The sequence below is a fragment of the Streptomyces sp. NPDC107454 genome, assembly GCF_055582885.1.
In genome coordinates, this window is sequence record NZ_JBVJPA010000011.1 from 167,469 (window position 1) to 186,455 (window position 18,987).

At 69.6% G+C, this 18,987-nt stretch carries 16 protein-coding genes; 7 read left to right on the forward strand and 9 right to left on the reverse strand.

The window, feature by feature from the left end:
- Nucleotides 1-158 precede the first annotated feature (158 nt).
- The 4 genes from ACZ69M_RS28175 (at nucleotide 159) to ACZ69M_RS28190 (ending at nucleotide 4,107) form a co-directional block, all read left to right on the forward strand.
- A complete protein-coding gene (locus tag ACZ69M_RS28175; RefSeq protein ID WP_075031636.1) occupies nucleotides 159-1,094 on the forward strand; it encodes an ABC transporter ATP-binding protein in 936 nt (311 codons plus the stop codon).
- On the forward strand, nucleotides 1,091-1,939 hold the full coding sequence (locus ACZ69M_RS28180) for an ABC transporter permease (RefSeq protein WP_470054106.1): 849 nt from the start codon (nucleotides 1,091-1,093) through the stop codon (nucleotides 1,937-1,939). Before ACZ69M_RS28175 ends, ACZ69M_RS28180 begins: the two co-directional genes overlap by 4 nt.
- A 105-nt stretch (nucleotides 1,940-2,044) precedes the next feature.
- A complete protein-coding gene (locus tag ACZ69M_RS28185; protein ID WP_470054108.1) occupies nucleotides 2,045-3,415 on the forward strand; it encodes a sensor histidine kinase in 1,371 nt (456 codons plus the stop codon).
- A complete protein-coding gene (locus ACZ69M_RS28190; RefSeq protein WP_470054110.1) occupies nucleotides 3,412-4,107 on the forward strand; it encodes a response regulator in 696 nt (231 codons plus the stop codon). Before ACZ69M_RS28185 ends, ACZ69M_RS28190 begins: the two co-directional genes overlap by 4 nt.
- Before the next feature lie 101 nt (nucleotides 4,108-4,208).
- Here the strand turns inward: ACZ69M_RS28190 and ACZ69M_RS28195 are convergent, their stop codons facing one another.
- Complete coding sequence (locus ACZ69M_RS28195) at nucleotides 4,209-4,823, reverse strand: YceI family protein (protein WP_470054112.1); 615 nt, start codon at nucleotides 4,821-4,823, stop codon at nucleotides 4,209-4,211.
- 495 nt (nucleotides 4,824-5,318) lie between these two features.
- Here ACZ69M_RS28195 and ACZ69M_RS28200 point away from each other — a divergent pair, with 495 nt between their 5' ends.
- Nucleotides 5,319-6,908, forward strand: coding sequence for an acyl-CoA carboxylase subunit beta (locus ACZ69M_RS28200; RefSeq protein WP_099920491.1), 1,590 nt, complete (start codon nucleotides 5,319-5,321; stop codon nucleotides 6,906-6,908).
- Between the two features lie 57 nt (nucleotides 6,909-6,965).
- Nucleotides 6,966-7,160: an acyl-CoA carboxylase subunit epsilon gene (locus ACZ69M_RS28205; protein WP_067370986.1), complete on the forward strand. Its 195-nt coding sequence runs from the start codon at nucleotides 6,966-6,968 to the stop codon at nucleotides 7,158-7,160.
- 151 nt (nucleotides 7,161-7,311) lie between these two features.
- Here the strand turns inward: ACZ69M_RS28205 and ACZ69M_RS28210 are convergent, their stop codons facing one another.
- From ACZ69M_RS28210 to ACZ69M_RS28245, 8 genes are all read right to left on the reverse strand, one after another.
- Nucleotides 7,312-7,893, reverse strand: a complete 582-nt coding sequence (locus ACZ69M_RS28210; protein WP_026248371.1) for a GTP-binding protein — start codon at nucleotides 7,891-7,893, stop codon at nucleotides 7,312-7,314.
- A complete protein-coding gene (locus tag ACZ69M_RS28215) occupies nucleotides 7,874-8,464 on the reverse strand; it encodes a DUF742 domain-containing protein (RefSeq protein ID WP_054235413.1) in 591 nt (196 codons plus the stop codon). Before ACZ69M_RS28215 ends, ACZ69M_RS28210 begins: the two co-directional genes overlap by 20 nt.
- Before the next feature lie 94 nt (nucleotides 8,465-8,558).
- Complete coding sequence (locus ACZ69M_RS28220) at nucleotides 8,559-8,972, reverse strand: roadblock/LC7 domain-containing protein (protein WP_030948713.1); 414 nt, start codon at nucleotides 8,970-8,972, stop codon at nucleotides 8,559-8,561.
- 10 nt (nucleotides 8,973-8,982) lie between these two features.
- The gene (locus ACZ69M_RS28225) at nucleotides 8,983-12,186 is read right to left on the reverse strand and encodes a sensor histidine kinase (RefSeq protein ID WP_470054115.1); all 3,204 of its coding nucleotides are present in this window, start codon (nucleotides 12,184-12,186) and stop codon (nucleotides 8,983-8,985) included.
- Nucleotides 12,187-12,536: 350 nt separating this feature from the next.
- A complete protein-coding gene (locus tag ACZ69M_RS28230) occupies nucleotides 12,537-13,112 on the reverse strand; it encodes a GTP-binding protein (RefSeq protein WP_054235412.1) in 576 nt (191 codons plus the stop codon).
- Nucleotides 13,093-13,491 (reverse strand): DUF742 domain-containing protein, encoded by a 399-nt coding sequence (locus ACZ69M_RS28235; RefSeq protein WP_054235411.1) that lies wholly within the window; start codon nucleotides 13,489-13,491, stop codon nucleotides 13,093-13,095. Before ACZ69M_RS28235 ends, ACZ69M_RS28230 begins: the two co-directional genes overlap by 20 nt.
- A gap of 111 nt (nucleotides 13,492-13,602) precedes the next feature.
- Nucleotides 13,603-14,016: a roadblock/LC7 domain-containing protein gene (locus ACZ69M_RS28240; protein ID WP_010984127.1), complete on the reverse strand. Its 414-nt coding sequence runs from the start codon at nucleotides 14,014-14,016 to the stop codon at nucleotides 13,603-13,605.
- Between the two features lie 9 nt (nucleotides 14,017-14,025).
- Nucleotides 14,026-17,808 (reverse strand): sensor histidine kinase, encoded by a 3,783-nt coding sequence (locus ACZ69M_RS28245; protein WP_470054118.1) that lies wholly within the window; start codon nucleotides 17,806-17,808, stop codon nucleotides 14,026-14,028.
- 598 nt (nucleotides 17,809-18,406) lie between these two features.
- Between ACZ69M_RS28245 and ACZ69M_RS28250 the strand changes: the two genes are divergently transcribed.
- A complete protein-coding gene (locus ACZ69M_RS28250; RefSeq protein ID WP_352047765.1) occupies nucleotides 18,407-18,592 on the forward strand; it encodes a hypothetical protein in 186 nt (61 codons plus the stop codon).
- The last annotated feature ends 395 nt before the right edge of the window (nucleotides 18,593-18,987 follow it).

An 18,987-nucleotide genomic window follows, 5' to 3' on the forward strand; every position in this document is an offset into this window, starting at 1 on the left:
AGGTGACGTCATCCCCCACCCGGGGCCCCGTGGTACCTCGGTACTACCTGCCGCACCTCATTGAGCTCCCGGGTACCACGGATCCCGGTCCGCGGGCCCCTAGCGTGGCGAGTGAGCAGTCTGGCGGGGTCAGGCCCCCCGAGCGTGAGGGAAGAACGATGATCGAGGCACATCAGCTGACGAAGCGGTACGGGGAGAAGACGGCGGTCGACCGGCTCGACTTCGTCGTCAGGCCCGGCACCGTCACCGGCTTCCTGGGCCCGAACGGCGCGGGCAAGTCCACCACCATGCGCATGATCGTCGGACTGGACGCGCCGTCCGGCGGCAGCGTGACGGTCAACGGCAAGCACTACGCCGAGCACACCGCGCCGCTCCAGGAGGTCGGCGCGCTGCTGGAGGCCAAGTCGATCCACCCCGGCCGCTCCGCGTTCGACCACCTGATGGCGCAGGCCTACACCCACGGCATTCCGCGCCGCCGGGTGGACGAGGTCATCGAGCTGACCGGTCTGCAGTCCGTGGCCAAGAAGCGCGCGGGCGCCTTCTCCCTCGGCATGGGCCAGCGGCTGGGCATCGCCGCCGCGCTCCTCGGCGACCCGGCCACCATCATGCTCGACGAGCCCGTCAACGGACTGGACCCCGAGGGCGTGCTGTGGATCCGCAACCTGCTGACCGGACTCGCGGCGGACGGCCGCACGGTCTTCGTCTCCTCGCACCTGATGAGCGAGATGGCGCTGGTCGCCGACCACCTGATCGTCGTCGGCCGCGGGCGCCTGCTCGCCGACACCACCGTGCAGGAGCTGGTCCAGCAGGCCGGCGGCGACACCGTCACCGTGGCCTCCGACCAGTCGGCCCGCCTGCGCGAGGTGCTGGCCGGCCCCGGCGTCGAGATCACCGGCGAGGTCGGCTCCGAGGAGCTGCACGTGACGGGCCTGTCCGCGCGGGCCATCGGTCTCAAGGCCGCCGAGCACGGCATCCCCCTGTTCGAGCTCAGCTCCCGGACCGTCTCGCTGGAACAGGCCTTCATGGACCTGACCCGTGACGCCGTCGAGTACCACGCCACCGCCACCGTCGAGGCCCCCGGGAGGGCGGCATGAGCACCATCACCATCACCGACAGCTCAGCGCCCGCACCGGCGCGGACCCTGCGTCCCGAGTACAAGGTCACCGGCCGGCGCGTGCTGCGCTCGGAGTGGGCCAAGCTGTGGTCCCTGCGCTCCACCTGGATCACCCTCGGTCTGGGCCTGCTCTTCCTGGTCGCGTTCGGCGTGATCGCCGCCGCGCACTACAAGTCCCAGATCAACTCCGGTGAGCGGCTGCGCCCGGACGAGGCCACGGCCACCGCGCTCAGCCTCTCCGTGTTCGGTACGAACTTCGCCCAGCTGGCGCTCGGCGTCCTGGGCGTGCTGGTCACCGCCGGCGAGTACTCCACCGGCATGATCCGCTCCACGCTGGCCGCCGTCCCGCGCCGCCTGCCGGTGCTGTGGTCCAAGTCGGCGGTGTTCGGCCTGGTCGCCCTCGTCGTCTCCACCATCGGCGTCTTCATCGCGTTCATGATCACCAGTGGGATCGTCTCCGGCACCCCGGCGGCCCTCACGATCTCCCACTCCGGTGTCGTGCGCAGCCTGCTGGGCGCGGGCCTCTACCTCGGCCTGGTCGGCGTGATCGGCACCGCTCTGGGCGCCCTGCTGCGCTCGGTCGCCGGCGGCATATCGGTCCTGGTCGCCTCGCTGATGCTGATCCCCGGCCTGATCTCGCTGCTGCCCACCTCGTGGCAGGACAACATCAGCCCGTACCTGCCAAGCAACGCGGGTGAGTCGATGTTCGCGCTCACCCACGACTCGACGGCCCTCGCGCCCACGGCCGGGCTCCTGGTCTTCCTCGGCTGGACCGTGCTCGCCCTGGCGGGCGCCGCCTACCGCCTCCTGCGCACCGACGCCTGACGTTCTGACGCCTGACGAAGAGGCACCCGGAGAGACACGCGGACAGAGAGGCGGCCGGACACACAATGGACAGGTGACACCCATGAACGCGGACGAGTGATCCCCATGAGCATCGACACCGCCCACCCAGGGACGACTCCCTCCGACCTGTCCCTCGCGGAGGCGGAGCTCCCGTGGAACCACCCTCTGGCCCGTGGGCTGTCCCGGCTCGGCCGACGGCTCAAGCAGGGCGACCGGAACCATCCGTGGGTCCTGGACACGGGCGTGATCGTGGTCGTGGCGCTGATGTTCTGCGTGCCGGACCTGGTGCACGACGACGACGGCCGACGACACGCCTTCGACACCCAGGTCACCCACCTGCCCTGGCCGGTGACCGTCGCCCTGCAGGCCGGACTGGTCCTGCCGCTGCTGTGGCGGCGGCGAAGGCCGTCACTCGCCTTCGCCGTGATCGCCGCGGTGCTCTTCCTCCAAGTGGCGCTGGGAGTCTGGCTCCGCGCCGACGTCGCCCTGCTGATCGCCCTCTACAGCCTGGTGCTGCACGGACAGCTGCGGCGGCTGCCCATGGCCTGCGCGGTCACCGCGGCCGCCCTCGGCCTGGTCGCCCTGCGGCTGCCGTCCGCGGTGTCCGTCCTGGACGCGCTGTTCTTCCTGTTCAGCACGATCACCGCGGCGGTCGCGCTCGGTCTGGCCGTACGGATCCGGCGCGCCCAGCTCGCCGTCCTGCGCGACCGCGCGACCCGCCTGGAGATCGAACGCGACCAGCGCAGCAAGCTCGCCGCCGCCGCCGAACGCACCCGGGTGGCCCGCGAGATGCACGACATCGTCGGCCACAACCTCTCCGTCATCATTACGCTCGCCGACGGTGGCGCGTACGCGACCGACATCGCACCGGAACGCGGCAAGCAGGCCCTGCTGCTCATCGGTGACACCGGGCGTCAGGCGCTGGGCGAACTGCGCCGCATGCTCGGCGTGCTGCGCGAGCAGACCCAGACCCCCGCCGCGCCCCAGCTCAGCCCCCAGCCGGGCATCGCGGACATCGACGCCCTGTGCGCCCGGATCCGCGCCGCCGGTCCCCAGGTCGTCTACCGCACGGGCGGCGAGCTGGACACCCTCGACCGCGGGGTCCAGCTGACGGTGTACCGCATAGTGCAGGAAGCACTCACCAATGCCCTCAAGCACGCGGGCCACGACACCCGCGTCGAGCTCGCGGTCGGCGTCAAGGACACGCGGCTGCGCATCGACGTCCACGACACCGGCCGGGGCGGCGGTACCGTCCCTCCCGGGCCGTCCCAGGAGGAAGGACACGGACTCGCCGGCATGAGAGAACGCGCAGCCCTCTACAGCGGGACCGTCGTTGCGGGGCCCGCCCCCGGCGGGGGATGGACGGTGCGGGCCACCCTCGACCTCACCCCGCCGGCCGAGACCTCGGCCGAGACCGATGTCACCCCGCCGGCCGCCACGGGCGGTGCGGTGTGACCACCGTGCTCATCGTGGACGACCAGCCACTGCAACGCCTCGGCTTCCGGATGCTCCTGGAGAGCACCCCCGACACCGAAGTCGTCGGCGAGGCGGCCCACGGCGCCGACGCCGTGCGCAGGGCCGCCGAACTGCGCCCGGACGTGATCCTCATGGACGTACGGATGCCCGGCATGGACGGCATCGAGGCCACCCGTCGCGTGGTCGCCTCCGGCGACCGCTCCCGCGTCCTCATCCTGACCACGTTCGACCTGGACGAATACGCCCACGCGGCGCTGCGCGCGGGAGCCAGCGGATTCCTCCTCAAGGACGCCCACCCCGAGGAACTGCTGGCCGGCATCCGCGCGGTCGCGGCGGGCGACGCGGTGATCGCTCCGGCACTGACCCGCCGCCTCCTCGACGCCTACGCCAAGCACCTGCCCCGGGATTCGTCCGGCCGGCCGGGTGAGCCGGGTCCAAGGACGGCGGACGACCCCCGGGTACGCGCTCTCACCGAACGGGAGTACGAGATCTTCGTCGCCATCGGCCAGGGGTGGAGCAACAGCGAGATCGCCGAGCGTCTGGTCGTCGCCGAATCCACCGTGAAGACCCATGTCGGCCGGGTCCTGGCGAAGGTGGGAGCCCGCGACCGCGTCCAGGCCGTCATCCTCGCCTACGACCTCGGCCTCGCCCACCCGAACCCACCCGAATAAACGGGCAGCGGGGCGGCGTACGCGGATATGCCGAGCGCCCGCCCTCCCGCTGGGGGAGTCAGAGGGCGGGCGCGCTCAGGGCACCGGCGTGAGCCGAGGGCTCAGGCGTTCTTGATCGCCGAGATGTCGAAGGTCAGCTTGATCTTGTCGGAGACGAGGACGCCACCGGTCTCCAGGGCCGCGTTCCAGGTCAGGCCCCACTCGGAGCGCAGGATCTCCGCCTTGCCCTCGAAGCCGACGCGCTCGTTGCCGAAGGGGTCCTTCGCGGAGCCGTTGAACTCCAGGTCGATGGAGAGCGGCTTGGTGACGCCGAGGATCGACAGGTCGCCGGTGATCCGGTAGTCGTCGCCGCCGAGGGCCTCCGCCTTGGTGGAGCGGAAGGTCATCGTCGGGAACTCGTCGATCTTGAAGAAGTCGGAGCTCTTCAGGTGGCCGTCACGGTCCGCGGAGCCCGTCTCGATGCTGTCCATCTTGACGTCGATCGTGGCGGTGGACTTGGACGGGTCCGTGCCGTCCAGGTGCAGGGTGCCGTCGAAGTCCTTGAAGTAGCCCTTGACGTTCGTCACCATGGCGTGACGGGCGACGAAACCGATCTCCGAGTGGGACGGGTCGATCGTGTACTCGCCCGTGAGCGCCGCGAGTTCGGGGCTCACAGCGGCGGGGGCCGTGGTCGCGGCGGCGGGGGTGTCGGTGGTCTTGCGGCCGAAGATGCCCATGACGTGCTCCTAGGGGGACGGGTCGCGGTTTCGTCGGGAAGCCGAAAACCGCGGCAGAGAGTTTGTTGAAGATTCAACGAGGCCAACAAGGGAGACAGTAGACCTATTCCGTTCAAGTTTCAACATCATCCGCCATGTGTTTACGACGTTACGTTGCGCTTCGTCGACCCGCTTCCCGGCGGTCACTCCCCGGTCTCCCGCGGCGGTCTGCGTATCCTCGCTCCACCTGTACAGGGGTCGGGCCGAAGGCCCGGTGTACTCCGAACGGGTCCCGTCCAAGGCTCCGTGTCACTCTAGGGATGGCATGGGTCCCTCGCGAATGTGAGCGGGCTCTCAGCTCGCGACTTTGTGCGACCCCTACAAGCCAGATGCCCTCTGAGCAGTCAGATCGCCTGCATGCCGTCACGGTTCTGTTCAGGGGTACCAGGAAAACGGGCCGGAGACTGTACGGAGTCGACGGCCCGGTTTTCTTGTTCGACTTCGTATGGTCGCTACATGACCGTTTTGGATGAGGCCGCACCCTCAGGCGAACCCACGGACGCACGCGGGCGCGTGGCCGAACTGCACGCGATTCGTGCGGCGGCGCTGCGAGGACCCAGCGAGAAGGCGACCGAGGCGCAGCACGCCAAGGGCAAGCTGACCGCCCGGGAGCGCATCGAGCTGCTTCTCGACCCCGGGTCCTTCCAGGAGGTCGAGCAGCTGCGCCGGCACCGGGCGACCGGGTTCGGCCTGGAGGCCAAGAAGCCGTACACCGACGGAGTCGTCACCGGCTGGGGCACGGTGGAGGGCCGTACGGTCTTCGTCTACGCGCACGACTTCCGTATCTTCGGCGGCGCGCTGGGCGAGGCGCACGCCACGAAGATCCACAAGATCATGGACATGGCCATCGCGGCCGGTGCGCCGCTGGTCTCCCTCAACGACGGTGCGGGCGCCCGCATCCAGGAGGGTGTGAGCGCGCTCGCCGGCTACGGCGGCATCTTCCAGCGCAACACGAAGGCGTCCGGCGTCATCCCGCAGATCAGCGTGATGCTCGGCCCGTGCGCGGGCGGCGCCGCCTACAGCCCCGCGCTGACGGACTTCGTGTTCATGGTCCGTGAGACCTCGCAGATGTTCATCACCGGCCCCGACGTCGTCAAGGCGGTCACCGGCGAGGAGATCACCCAGAACGGGCTCGGCGGCGCCGACGTCCACGCGGAGACCTCCGGTGTCTGTCACTTCGCCTACGACGACGAGGAGACCTGCATCGCCGAGGTGCGTTACCTCCTGTCGATGCTCCCGCAGAACAACCGCGAGAACCCGCCGCACGCGACCTCGCAGGACCCCGCGGACCGCCGCTCGGACGTCCTCCTGGACCTGGTCCCGGCGGATGGCAACCGCCCCTACGACATGACGAAGGTCATCGAGGAACTCGTCGACGACGGCGACTACCTGGAGGTCCACGAGCGCTGGGCCCGCAACATCATCTGCGCGCTGGCCCGTCTGGACGGCCAGGTGGTGGGCATCGTCGCCAACCAGCCGCAGTCCCTCGCGGGCGTGCTGGACATCGAGGCGTCCGAAAAAGCTGCGCGCTTTGTCCAGATGTGTGACGCTTTTAATATTCCGATCGTCACCCTCCTGGACGTTCCCGGATTCCTGCCCGGGGTTGACCAGGAGCACGGCGGGATCATCCGGCACGGCGCCAAGCTGTTGTACGCGTACTGCAACGCGACGGTGCCGCGGATCTCGCTCATCCTGCGCAAGGCGTACGGAGGTGCCTACATCGTCATGGACAGCCAGTCCATCGGGGCCGACCTCACCTACGCCTGGCCCACCAACGAGATCGCCGTGATGGGTGCGGAAGGTGCGGCCAACGTCATCTTCCGCCGGCAGATCGCCGAGGCCGCCGACCCCGAGGCCATGCGCGTACGCATGGTCAAGGAGTACAAGGCCGAACTCATGCACCCCTACTACGCGGCCGAGCGGGGCCTGGTCGACGACGTCATCGACCCGGCGGAGACCCGCGAGGTGCTGATCCGCTCCCTGGCCATGCTGCAGTCGAAGCACGCGGACCTGCCCTCCCGCAAGCACGGCAACCCCCCGCAGTAACCCTGCGGATCCTCCGCGGTACCGCCGCGGAAACCTCTCTCACGGAGACTGAAACCTATGGACACCCCTGACATCCGCGTCGAGAAGGGCCACGCCGAGCCCGAGGAAGTCGCCGCCATCACGGCCATCCTCCTGGCCCGCGCCGCCGCCCAGCCGGACACCACCCCCACCCACCGTGGCCGTGCGAAGGCAGGCTGGCGCCGCCTGGAGCGCGAGCCCGGCTTCCGCGCCCCGCACAGCTGGCACGGCTAGCCCGAGGCACCTCAGCAACGGGGAAGGGCCCGCTCTGTGAAGAGCGGGCCCTTCCCTTTGTCTTTCTGTCCTTGTCCCGGAGCGAAGGAAGGGGCGCCCTCTCCACCGAGTGGAGAGGGCGCCCCTTCCGTTGCTCCGCCGCGCGGAGGCGCTACCGCAGACGTGCCATCAGGGCGTGCTCGACCAGCGTGATCAGCGCCGACTTCGCGTCGGCGCGGTGCCGGGCGTCCGTCGTGATGATCGGCGTGTCGGGGCCGATCTGAAGGGCTTCCCGGACCTCGTCCGGGTTGTAGGGCTGGTTGCCGTCGAAGCCGTTGAGGGCGATGACGAACGGCAGACCGCTGTTCTCGAAGTAGTCGACCGCGGGGAAGCAGTCGGCGAGACGGCGGGTGTCGACCAGGACGATCGCGCCGATGGCGCCGCGGACCAGGTCGTCCCACATGAACCAGAAGCGGTCCTGACCGGGAGTACCGAACAGGTACAGGATCAGGTCCTGGTCCAGGGTGATGCGGCCGAAGTCCATGGCGACGGTGGTCGTCGTCTTGTCTCCGGTGTGCGTGAGGTCGTCGATGCCCGCGGACGCGGACGTCATGACGGCCTCGGTACGCAGCGGGTTGATCTCCGAGACGGCCCCGACGAACGTGGTCTTGCCCACGCCGAAGCCGCCCGCCACCACGATCTTCGCGGACGTGGTGGAGCGGGAAGGCCCTCCGCTAGAGCTTGCGAAGTCCACTGAGCACCCTTTCGAGCAAAGTCACGTCTGGCTGGCCGCCGGCGTTCTCGTCGCCGCCGGGCTGATGGATGGCGACCAGGCCCGCCTCCGCCAAGTCGGCGACGAGAATCCTGGCCACACCGAGAGGGATCGTCAGCAGCGCCGAGATTTCGGCCACCGACTTGATCTCGCGGCAGAGGTTGCAGATCCGCTGATGTTCGGGCAACTGGCCCTGCATCTGGTGCGGTTGTGCGGTGGTGTGCACCAGTGCCTCGATGGCGAGCTGGTAGCGGGGCCTGGTGCGGCCGCCCGTCATCGCGTACGGACGCACCAGAGGGTTGTTCGACGATCCCGCGGGCGCCGCCTCGGGGGTGCGTCGCTGAGGCTGCACAGGCTGAATACGCGGTGCCGGCGGCTGGTCGTACGGCGAGGGGCCGGGGCCCTGCGGTGCGTACGGCTGCTGGCGTCGGTGACTTGGCGCGGAGGGGAAGTTGTATCGGTTCGGGTTCTGTGAACCGTCACCCTGGCCCTGCCCCTGGCCGGGGCCGTACGACCAGTTGCCCGAAGACGAACCGCCTGGGGGTGTTGCCACTTTCTCCTCCTCCGACTGTGCCGGGCACCCATCACTGTGGGACCGCGTCCCGAAACCTTACGGCCCCGGGACGCCAAAACGCACGGTCTGTCTGTTAGTTGAGAAGGCTCCCTTGGAGCTCCGCTCGAAGATCCGGGGTCAGAACCGTACCGGCACGGTCCACCAGAAGGGCCATCTCGTACCCGATGAGACCGATGTCCGCTTCGGGATGTGCAAGGACCGCGAGCGAGGAACCATCAGAAATGGACATGAGGAAGAGGAATCCTCGCTCCATCTCCACAACTGTCTGGTTCACGCTGCCGCCCTCGAAGATGCGGGACGCGCCCGCGGTCAACGAGGTCAGCCCGGACGCGACGGCCGCGAGCTGGTCGGCGCGGTCACGGGGAAAGCCTTCGGACATCGCCAGAAGGAGTCCGTCGGCGGAGACCACCACCGTGTGGGACACCCCGGGGGTGTTGTCCACGAAGTTGGTGATCAACCAGTTGAGGTTCTGCGCCGCCTGGCTCATCGGGCTCACACTAACGCTCCTGGTTGTAGGTGCTGTCAGGACCGAAGCCCTGGCCGTTCGTGTCACTACCTGCATTGCGTCCCTGCTGGACGCCGCGGCGCAGGTTGCTCAGCCTGCCCCGGATGTCCTCGGGAGCGCGGGAGACCTGGGGGCCGCCCTGTGGGGTCGTTTCCGCGGTTCCCTCGACCAGATTGGCCTTGGGCACCCGCCGGGGAAGGCCGGACGAGGTGACCCCGCCCGCCTTGGGCTTCTTGAGCTGCTCGGCGCGCTGCCAGCGGTTGTCGTTGGACGTACGCCAGTCGCCGTCGCCGTTGCTCGCGGTGGCCGCAGGCGGTGCCTGAACCCCCTGGGTGCCCTGGTCCACGGGCCGCTGGCCGTTGGTGCCGCTCGCGGCGGATCCGCGGCGCGGCAGCCCGGCGTCGGTCAGCGCATGGGGGGCGGAGGTGGTCGGTCCCGGACGGCTGAAGCCTACGCGGTCCTGCTCACTCACGTCAGCGGCCTGCGAAGATTCCGCTTCGGGAGCGTACTCGGACGGGTAGCCGTTGCGGTACGAGTCCTGCTGCGGCCAGTCGTCCTGGTAGGACGGCTCGTCGAAGGTCGAGAAGGTGTCCGAAGCGGAACTCCGGGCTCCCGTGTGCTCCTCCTGGACCGGCTCCGCATACGCGGGTTCCGGGTAGCCGCCGTTCGACGGGAAGTACGTCTCGTCGTACGTCCCCTGCTGCGGTTCCTCGTACCCCGTCTGCTGGTCGTACGAGGCCTGCTGCTCCTCGTAGGCACCCTGCCCGTTGCCGTAGGCGGCCTGAGCGTCGTCGTACGCGGGCTGGGGAGCCTCGAAACCCTCCGGGTACCTCGGCGGCTCGATGGCCTCCGGCTGGCCCTGCGCCTGGGCCTCCAGGGCCGCACGGCGCTCCTCACGCATCAGCGAGCGCCCCACGGGGTCCAGCTCGCGGATGTCGTCGGGGACCTCCGTGTAGCGGCTGTCGTCGAAACCGAGTTCGGCGGCGGTGCGCATCGGCTGGGCCTGGGACTGGAAGGCCTGCTCCGGCTGGAAGCCCTGCGGCTCCGGGATGATCTGCGAGACCGTGAACTCGTCGCGCTGGAGCTGCTGTTCGCCGCCGCCACCACCGTGGGTGATCGCGTCGGGGAGCATGACGAGCGAGGTCGTACCGGCCTGCTCGCCGGAGGGGCGCAGCTGGACGCGGATGCCGTGCCGGTCGGACAGGCGGCCGACCACGAACAGGCCCATGCGCTGCGAGATCGCGGCGTCCACGGTCGGCGGGTTGGCCAGCTTGTGGTTGATGTCCGCGAAGTCCTCGGCGGTGAGGCCGATGCCCTTGTCGTGGATCTCGACCATGATGCGGCCGTCGGGCAGCCGGGTCGCGGTGACGCGGACCTTGGTCTGCGGGGAGGAGAACGTGGTGGCGTTCTCCAGGAGCTCGGCGAGCAGGTGCACGAGGTCGGTCACGGCACGGCCGTGGATCTCGGCCTCCGGGACGCCGGAGAGCTCGATGCGCTCGTACTGCTCCACCTCGGAGGAGGCGGCGCGCAGGACGTCCACGAGGGGCACCGGCTGGTCCCAGCGGCGGCCGGGCTCCTCGCCCGCGAGGACGAGGAGGTTCTCGCCGTTGCGGCGCATACGGGTCGCGAGGTGGTCCAGGCGGAAGAGGTTCTCCAGCTGGTCCGGGTCGGCCTCGTTGTTCTCCAGGTCGGTGATGAGGGTCAGCTGGCCCTCGATCAGGGACTGGTTGCGGCGCGACAGGTTGGTGAAGATCGCGTTGATGTTGCCCCGCAGGAGGGCCTGCTCGGCGGCGAGCCGGACGGCCTCGCGGTGGACCTGGTCGAAGGCGCGGGCGACTTCGCCGATCTCGTCCGTGGTGGTGATCGGGATCGGTTGGACGCGGGTGTCCACGCGGCCCGGGTCGGTGCGCGAGAGCTGGTCGACCAGCATCGGCAGACGCTGCTCGGCGACCCCGAAGGCCGCGTTGCGCAGCTGGCGCATCGCACGGCTCATCTGGCGGGCCATGAGCCCGGCCAGGATGAAGGCGGCGAGCAGGGCGATCACGACGATGGCGCCGTTGAGGTAGGCCCGGCGCTGGGCGTCGGAGGCGATGCTTCCGGCGTCGTTGACGGCCCGGTCGATGAGTTCCTTCTCGACCTGGCTGTAGCCCTGGAACTTGAGGGTGGCGGCGGCCATCCACGTCTCGGGAGTGATGCCCTGAGCGGCGAGCTGGGTGGGCGTGGCGCCGCTGGCGATCGCCTGGATCATCTTGTCCATGGCGGGCGGCGCCACGAAGGTCCCGCCCGCGGCCTCGGTCCTGCTCTTGGCCGTGGCCAGCTGGCTCTTGCCCTCGGCGGTCTTCTGCTCCATCACCGTGGTGAGCCGGGCGGCGTCCGCCTCGGTACCACCGGAGACGTACTCCTGAAGAGCGATGTTCTCCAGGTACGCGTACGAGGTGAAGGAGGTGACCTGCAGCGCGTGGTTCTTCGTGTCGGTGCTGGGCTTGACCAGCAGGTGGGTGCCGATCGAGCGCTGCAGCGACTCGGCGCCCTTGGCGAGCGCGATGGCGTACACCGAACGGCCGTAGCTCGTGATGTTGCCCGTGCCGAGGCCGAGTTCGTTCGAGAACTCCATCAGCAGGTGCTCGACGGTGACGTAGCCCTCTTCGGTCTGCACCGGCTCCATGGACTTGGTGAAGGCGGTCTTGCGGATCTGGTCCAGCTGGGGCTCGGCCTTCACCACCAGGCTCAGCCGGCGCTCAAGACCCTGCTTGGCCGGCATGCCGATGACTTCCTTGTGGAAGGCGTCGGCCATCTGGTCGGTGGTCGCGCGGACCTGCTTGACCGTGGCGTTGTTCCGGTTGCCCTTGAGCAGTGGCTCGGCGGACACGTCGCGCTCGTTGAGCAGAGCCTCGGCGTAGTCGCTGGCGGCCGCCACGATCTTCGCGACCTTCTCGGCGTCGCGGGCCTCCTGCCAGGTGTCGATCGAGTTCTTCACCTGGAAGCCGCCCATGATGAGGCCGACGATCACGGGTATGAGCAGGATCGCGTTCAGCCTGGTGGGTACGCGCCAGTTACGGGGGGACAGACGACCGCCGCTCGGCGCGGGCGCCGGAGTGGGCTCCGGGACGGGCGCCTGTGCGGGCGCCGCGCCGCGCGGCGGCGGGGTGAAGTTGCCCCGTGCCGACGGCTCGGGACCGTTCTTGCTTCGCCTCACTCGACCAACAACCTCTCGGCGTCGGCACCTACGTTGTGCCGCGGTGTCTCCAGCGCCCTTGACTACTGGGCAGTTCAGCGCATTCCAGCACGTCAGGCAGCGCCCTTCCAAACACTCGGAACCGCTGGTTCCGGGTGACGTATCCCCTAGATAAAACGGTCATAAAGAGCGAGCCCCGTCAAAAGACGGGGCTTTTGTGAGCGCAGCGACACCGACTGACCGCGATGCGTGTCGGTGTCCACCGAATTCCATGTCGAAACGTTATGAACACTGTGGCCGACCGTGTCAAACGACACAGCCGGCTCCAATGTCCCTACGACAACTGTCTTATGAAGCTGTCGACTTGAGTGCTACCGCAGACGTGCCATGAGCGCGTGCTCGACCAGCGTGATGAGTGCGCTCTTCGCATCCGCACGGTGCCGGGCGTCCGTCGTGATGATCGGGGCGTCCGGTCCGATCTGGAGCGCCTCGCGCACCTCTTCGGGGTTGTACGGCTGATGTCCGTCGAAGCCGTTGAGGGCGATGACGAACGGCAGGCCGCTGTTCTCGAAGTAGTCGACCGCGGGGAAGCAGTCGGCGAGACGGCGGGTGTCGACCAGGACGACGGCACCGATGGCGCCGCGGACCAGGTCGTCCCACATGAACCAGAAGCGGTCCTGACCCGGCGTACCGAAGAGGTACAGGATCAGGTCCTGGTCCAGGGTGATGCGGCCGAAGTCCATGGCGACGGTGGTCGTCGTCTTGTCTCCGGTGTGGGTCAGGTCGTCGATGCCGGCGGACGCGGACGTCATGACGGCCTCGGTGCGCAGCGGGTTGATCTCCGAGACGGCGCCGACGAACGTGGTCTTGCCCACGCCGAATCCGCCCGCCACCACGATCTTCGCGGAGGTGGTCGTCCGACCTCCGTCAGAGCTTGCGAAGTCCACTGAGCACCCTTTCGAGCAAAGTCACGTCCGGCGCGCCGCCGTTGTTCTCATCGCCGCCAGGCTGGTGAATGGCGACGAGTCCGGCCTCCGCGAGGTCCGCGACGAGGATCCTGGCCACGCCCAACGGCATGGACAGGAGGGCCGACACCTCGGCCACCGACTTGACCTCACGGCAGAGGTGGCAGATCCGCTGGTGCTCGGGGAGCAGCCCCATCAACTGCGCGGGGTCGGCCGTAGTGCTGATCAGTGCCTCGATGGCGAGTTGGTACCGCGGCCGGGTCCGGCCGCCGGTCATCGCGTACGGACGTACCAGCGGCTGGTCGCCCTCATCCCCGTACGGCTGTGCGTACGGATCATGAGAGGCGGTGGGCGGGGTCATGAATCCTCCGGGCGGGACAGCAAGTCGGTCATTCGTGCCGTCTGTTGGGGCCGGTGGGGGGATTGTGGCGGCCGGACGGTGATTTCGTGCAGTCTCTAGAACCAGGGCCCTTTAGTGGAGCAGACTTCCCTGGAGTTCAGCGCGCAGGTCCGGCGTGAGTACGGCACCCGCCCGGTCGACGAGCAGCGCCATCTCGTAACCGACAAGGCCGATGTCGCACTCCGGGTGGGAGAGGACCGCCAGGGACGAGCCGTCCGAGACGGACATGAGGAAGAGAAAGCCGCGCTCCATTTCGACGACCGTCTGGGCCACCGTGCCGCCCTCGAAGATCCGGGAGGCCCCGGCGGTCAGCGAGGTCAGGCCGGAGGCGACGGCCGCAAGCTGGTCGGCGCGGTCGCGTGGGAATCCTTCGGACATGGCCAGAAGGAGCCCGTCGGCGGACACGACGACGGTGTGGGACACCCCGGGGGTGTTGTCCACAAAGTTGGTGATCAACCAGTTCAGGTTCTGTGCCGCCTGGCTCATCGGGCTCAACTAACGCTCCTGCTGGTGAGTGGGGCTGGGGAAGCTGCCGGTCTGGCCGGTACCGGCCTGTCGACCCTGCTGAATGCCCCTACGGAGATTGGTCAGCCGGCCGCGTACGTCATCAGGCGCACGGGAGACCTGCGGACCGGTTTGGTGCTGTTGCTGCTGTGCCGTGCCCGCGACGAGGTTGGCTCGCGGGACGCGGCGCGGCAGGCCTGAGGTGGTGACCCCGCCCGCCGACGGTTGACGGACGCGTTCTGCCTGCCGGACGAGGTCGTCGTTCGGCGAGGTGCGCCAGTTGGCGGAGGCCGGTGCGGCGGCCGGCCGTTGCGGTGGTGCTGTGGGGGTCTGGGGCGGCTGCTGCGAGCCGTTGGTGTGGACGCCGTTGTTCTGGGCCCCGTTGTTCTGGGCGCCGTTGTGAGCTCCGTTGGGGGAGCCGTTCTGAGAGCCGTTCGCCTGACCGTGGAACCAGTTGGTCTCCAGCGTGTCGTACAGCGGCGTACGTCCGTCACCCGGCCCCGTCGCCGGCGGCAGCGCCTCGGGCTCCTGCGGACGCGTGGGCCGCTGCTGCGGGGGCGCGGGGCGCTCGAACTGGCCGGTGGACGAGGGGTCCTGGCGGTTGCCGTAGCCCGGCGTCGCGAACTGGCCCGTCGACGAGGGGTCCTGGCCGTTGCCGTAACCCGGCCGGGTGAACTGGCCGGTGGACGACGGGTCCTGGGAACCGCCGTAACCGGGCGTCGCGAACTGGCCCGTGGACGACGGGTCCTGGGAGGCGCCGTAGCCCGGGGTCGCGTACTGGCCCGTGGTGGACGGGTTCGGGGCGGCCGGAGCCGTGCCCGAGGAGCCGTACACGTCGGGACGGACGAACTGACCGTTGTTCTGCCCGTTGTTCTGCGGCGTGTTCATGCCGGGGCGCGGGGCGTCGAAGTCGGGACGGGGGAACCCCGAGGTGGCTGCGGGACCCTGGCGGTCGTCGATCCGCGGCATCTCCGAGGTCGCGGCCGGGTCCTGCCGGTCGTCGATCCGGGGCATGCGCGAAGTGGAGTCGGGTTCCTCGTGACCGCGCGGGGTGTCGAGGGACGCGCGCGGCACCGGCGGCTGTGCGTTGTCGTCGCTCCAGCTCGGCCGCGACTGCTGCGGGCTGCCACCGGGCAGCTCGGCACGCGGACCACCGCGTCCGGGCAGCTGCGGCCTGCGACGGCCGCCGCCCTTGTTGCCCGCGGGCTGCTGCGGAGGAGTGGCCGCGGGGCCGCTGTTGTCACCGAAGTCGAAGCCCTGGCGGGGCGCGGGTCCGTCGCCGAAGCCCTGGGGGGCACCGGTTCCGGCGGCCTGCAGGCCCTGCGGGCCCTGTCCGAAGGCACCCGCACCGGCCGGGGCCGGCCGGCCCTGGTTGCCGGGACCCTGCGGTCCACGCGCCGCACCCGGGGCACCCGGGCGACCGCCCTGGTTGCTGCCGGGGAGCGCGGCCCGCGGACCCTGACCGGCGCCGACCTGTCCGCGCTGCGGCGGGGCACCGAGCAGACCGCCACCACCGGCGGGGGCACCCGCCCCGAGGGACGGACCGCCGCCCTGGCCGCCGCGGCGGGCCGCCGCGACACCGGCCGAGGCCTGTGCGGCGGCCGGACCACCGGAACCGCCCGGACCCGGCTTGCCCGGAGCCTTCTTGCCGCCCTGGGCGACATCGACGGGGAGCATGACGAGCGCGGTGGTGCCACCGGAGTCGGACGGACGCAGCTGGATGCGGATGCCGTGCCGCTGCGACAGACGACCGACCACGAACAGACCCATGCGGCGCGAGACGGAGACGTCCACGGTGGGCGGCGAGGCGAGCCGCTCGTTGATCGCGGCCAGGTCCTCGGGGGAGAGGCCGATACCGGTGTCGTGGATCTCGATCAGCACGCGGCCGTCGGGCAGCGCGTGACCGGTGACCTTGACCTTGGTCTGCGGGGAGGAGAACGAGGTGGCGTTCTCGAGGAGCTCGGCGAGCAGGTGCACGAGGTCGTTGACGACCCGGCCGGCGACCTGCGTCGTCGGGACCGAGGACAGCTCGATGCGCTCGTACTGCTCCACCTCGGAGGCGGCGGCGCGGAGCACGTCGACCAGCGGGACCGGGCGGGTCCAGCGGCGGCCGGGCTCTTCACCGGCGAGAACGAGGAGGTTCTCACCGTTACGGCGCATGCGGGTCGCGAGGTGGTCGAGCTTGAAGAGGGAGGACAGCTGGTCCGGGTCGGCCTCGCGGGACTCCAGCTCGGAGATGAGCGAGAGCTGACGCTGGATGAGGCCCTGGGAGCGGCGCGAGAGGTTGGTGAACATCGCGTTGACGTTGCCTCGCAGGAGGGCCTGCTCGGCGGCCAGTCGTACGGCCTCGCGGTGCACGTCGTCGAAGGCCGCGGCCACCTGGCCGATCTCGTCCCGGGAGTGCACACCGACGGACTCGACGGAGGTGTCGACGTCCTGCGGGTCGGACTCGGAGAGCTGCTTGACCAGCTCGGGCAGGCGGTCCTGGGCGACCTTGGTCGCGGTGTCCTGGAGCCGGCGCAGCGAGCGGATCATGGAGCGGGCCACGACGAAGGCGCCGACCAGCGAGACGCCGAGGACCAGCAGGATCAGCGCACCGGAGATGATCGCTTCCTGCTGGGAGGCGTTCTTCAGCTCACGGGCCTTCTGCTCCATCTGGTTGAGCAGCGTCAGCTCGATCTTCGACATCTGCTCGATCTTGGCCGTGTCGTCGTCGACCCAGTCCTTGTACGAGCGCTGGTCCTGGGTCCTCAGACCGCCCGTCGAGCCGAGCACGCGGTTGGCGTACGCGTCGGCCGACTGGATGGTCGGGTTGCCCTGGTCGATCGGCTTGGTGAGGTCTTCCGCTCCGGAGCCGTAGATGCTCGCGAAGCTGGTGCGCTCGGAGGCCTCGCTGTCCTGCGCGGAGTTCGCGTACAGCCGGTCGTTCTCGGAGAGGGTGCCGAAGGTGGTGTTGTTCGCGGGCAGCGCGGCGGCGATGACGGCGCGCTGGACGGAGGCGTACTCCTTGGCGGAGGAGAAGGCCGACAGGGCGCGGGTGCGCGAGATCATCTCCGGGTTGCTGGTCGCCTCGGCCATGTCCTGGGAGAGGCCGATCAGCTGGGTGATGAGGCGGTGGTACCCGTCGACCGTCTGCGAGGAGTTCTTGGCGTCGCTGTAGGCGCCGTTGCGGATGGTGCTCAGCTTGTTCAGCTCGCCGGCGATGGCCACGAGGCTGTCACGGACACCGGTGAGCTGTCCGTTCGCGCTGGCGGTGTCGATCTCCTGCGTGCCCTGGATGAACTGCTGCTTGGCGACGTCCGTCGCGTCGCGGACGCCCTTGACCGTGATGTCGTTGGGCTTCGCGCCGTGCGCGAGCGGGCCGGCCGACTGGTCGCGCTCCTTCTGGAGGGCGGCGGCGAGCTCGGTCGCCTGCTGGGTCATGTCGGTCAGCAGCTTCATGTTGTCGAGCTGCTGGATGTCGTCCATCGACTGGTTGATGCGCAGGGCACCCAGCGTGGTCGCGGCGACCACGGGGAGCGCGAGCAGCGACACCAGACGCGTGGAGATGCGCCAGTTGCGCAGAGCTATTCGGGGGCCGGGGCCGGGGGGACCCTGCGGCTTCGCGGGTGGTTGGTCGGGAGTCGTCGCGCCGGGGCGCGCGGAGCGCTCACCGCCGCCGAGCTCTGATTGTCCCGGGTTCTGGGCGTGCTGGGGCGAGGAACCGCGGTCGGTCCCGCCGTGCGGCTCCGGCTCCGCCGAAGCGCTGCCATCCCTCTTGAAACGTCCCTGCACTAGCGTCGCAACCTCTGGACCAGGCGCCCCTCCGCGAAAACGGCGGGACGGTGTCGGCGTCGTTCAGGGGCGCAGATACGCCCCCAGGTGTGGTCGTGAGTGACCGGCGCTGCTCCCCCTTCCCGCCGCCACCCGGCGCTGAGTCGCGCCCTCTGTGCGCCGGTTGGATCCCGCGGCGGTCCGTGGAATTCCAGCACAGTGCAGGATCTCCAACAAGGCCCATGTACCAGGCTGTGACCACCGTGACACCTTGTGAGGGATGCGTTACGAGACGTAGAAAGTGATCTCGTACATAAGGGGCGTATACCCACGAGCCATGGGTGCGCGAGGGGTGTCCCAGTCGCGATGATCAGGAGCGGAATATTGGGTTCAGTGGGGCAATGTCCGTTTCGTCGCGGCGAGTTGGCGGCCTGAATTGACCGCTTTGCCTGCTAGTAAGTGAGCAAACTCACATGGCGATCATGCGGTCTTCGCGGCTCCGACCGGGAATTGCATGTTTAGCCTGACGCTTTACAGGGATGGCAAATCCGACAACCCGCGCCGACCAGGCGGTCCTTGACCTCCCGCGGCGCCCACCACCACGAGGTCTAGGACAACAGTGAAGACGACGATGATGTTCCGCAACATAGCCAACCCGCGACGCACCACGCTGGCGCACCTCGAGGACGCCGACGCGCTGCAGACGCCGGAGCAGCCGGAGCACTCGGTCGACCTCCCCGCCCAGACCGCCAACCCCCGCCGCACCATCCTGATGGAAGCCCCGGTCACGGCCGCCGCCGAGTAGTACGCACACGGAGCGCCGCCGACTCACCGTGCCGGGGGTCGGCCGCCGCACATGGCCGAGGGTCGCGCGACGAAGGTGGCTGATGGGCCGCCCGGCGCCGACGGCCGGCGGACGGCACGCATGGTCGACGGTCGCCCCGCGCACCTGGTCGGCGGCCGACCGCCCCATACGGCCGATGGCCGGCGGGGCATGTGGATGATGGCCCCCCGGCGCCGGTGCCCGACGACGGCCACACGCGGCGGACAGCCAACCGGCACACATGGCGGACAGCCGCCCGGCACACGGCGGACAGCCGCCCGGCGCACGGCGGACAGCCGCCCGGCACACGGCGGACAGCCGCCCGGCGCACACGGCTTGCGGCCCACCGGCGGATATACGCGAGGCTCGCCCCCTTC

Coding starts and splice junctions, on each gene's coding strand:
- ACZ69M_RS28200 (WP_099920491.1), top strand. CDS start 5,319: ATGACCGTTTTGGATGAGGCCGCACCCTCAGGCGAACCCACGGACGCA.
- ACZ69M_RS28205 (WP_067370986.1), top strand. CDS start 6,966: ATGGACACCCCTGACATCCGCGTCGAGAAGGGCCACGCCGAGCCCGAG.
- ACZ69M_RS28180 (WP_470054106.1), top strand. CDS start 1,091: ATGAGCACCATCACCATCACCGACAGCTCAGCGCCCGCACCGGCGCGG.
- ACZ69M_RS28185 (WP_470054108.1), top strand. CDS start 2,045: ATGAGCATCGACACCGCCCACCCAGGGACGACTCCCTCCGACCTGTCC.
- ACZ69M_RS28195 (WP_470054112.1), bottom strand. CDS start 4,823: ATGGGCATCTTCGGCCGCAAGACCACCGACACCCCCGCCGCCGCGACC.
- ACZ69M_RS28175 (WP_075031636.1), top strand. CDS start 159: ATGATCGAGGCACATCAGCTGACGAAGCGGTACGGGGAGAAGACGGCG.
- ACZ69M_RS28220 (WP_030948713.1), bottom strand. CDS start 8,972: ATGAGCCAGGCGGCGCAGAACCTCAACTGGTTGATCACCAACTTCGTG.
- ACZ69M_RS28235 (WP_054235411.1), bottom strand. CDS start 13,491: ATGACCCCGCCCACCGCCTCTCATGATCCGTACGCACAGCCGTACGGG.
- ACZ69M_RS28240 (WP_010984127.1), bottom strand. CDS start 14,016: ATGAGCCAGGCGGCACAGAACCTGAACTGGTTGATCACCAACTTTGTG.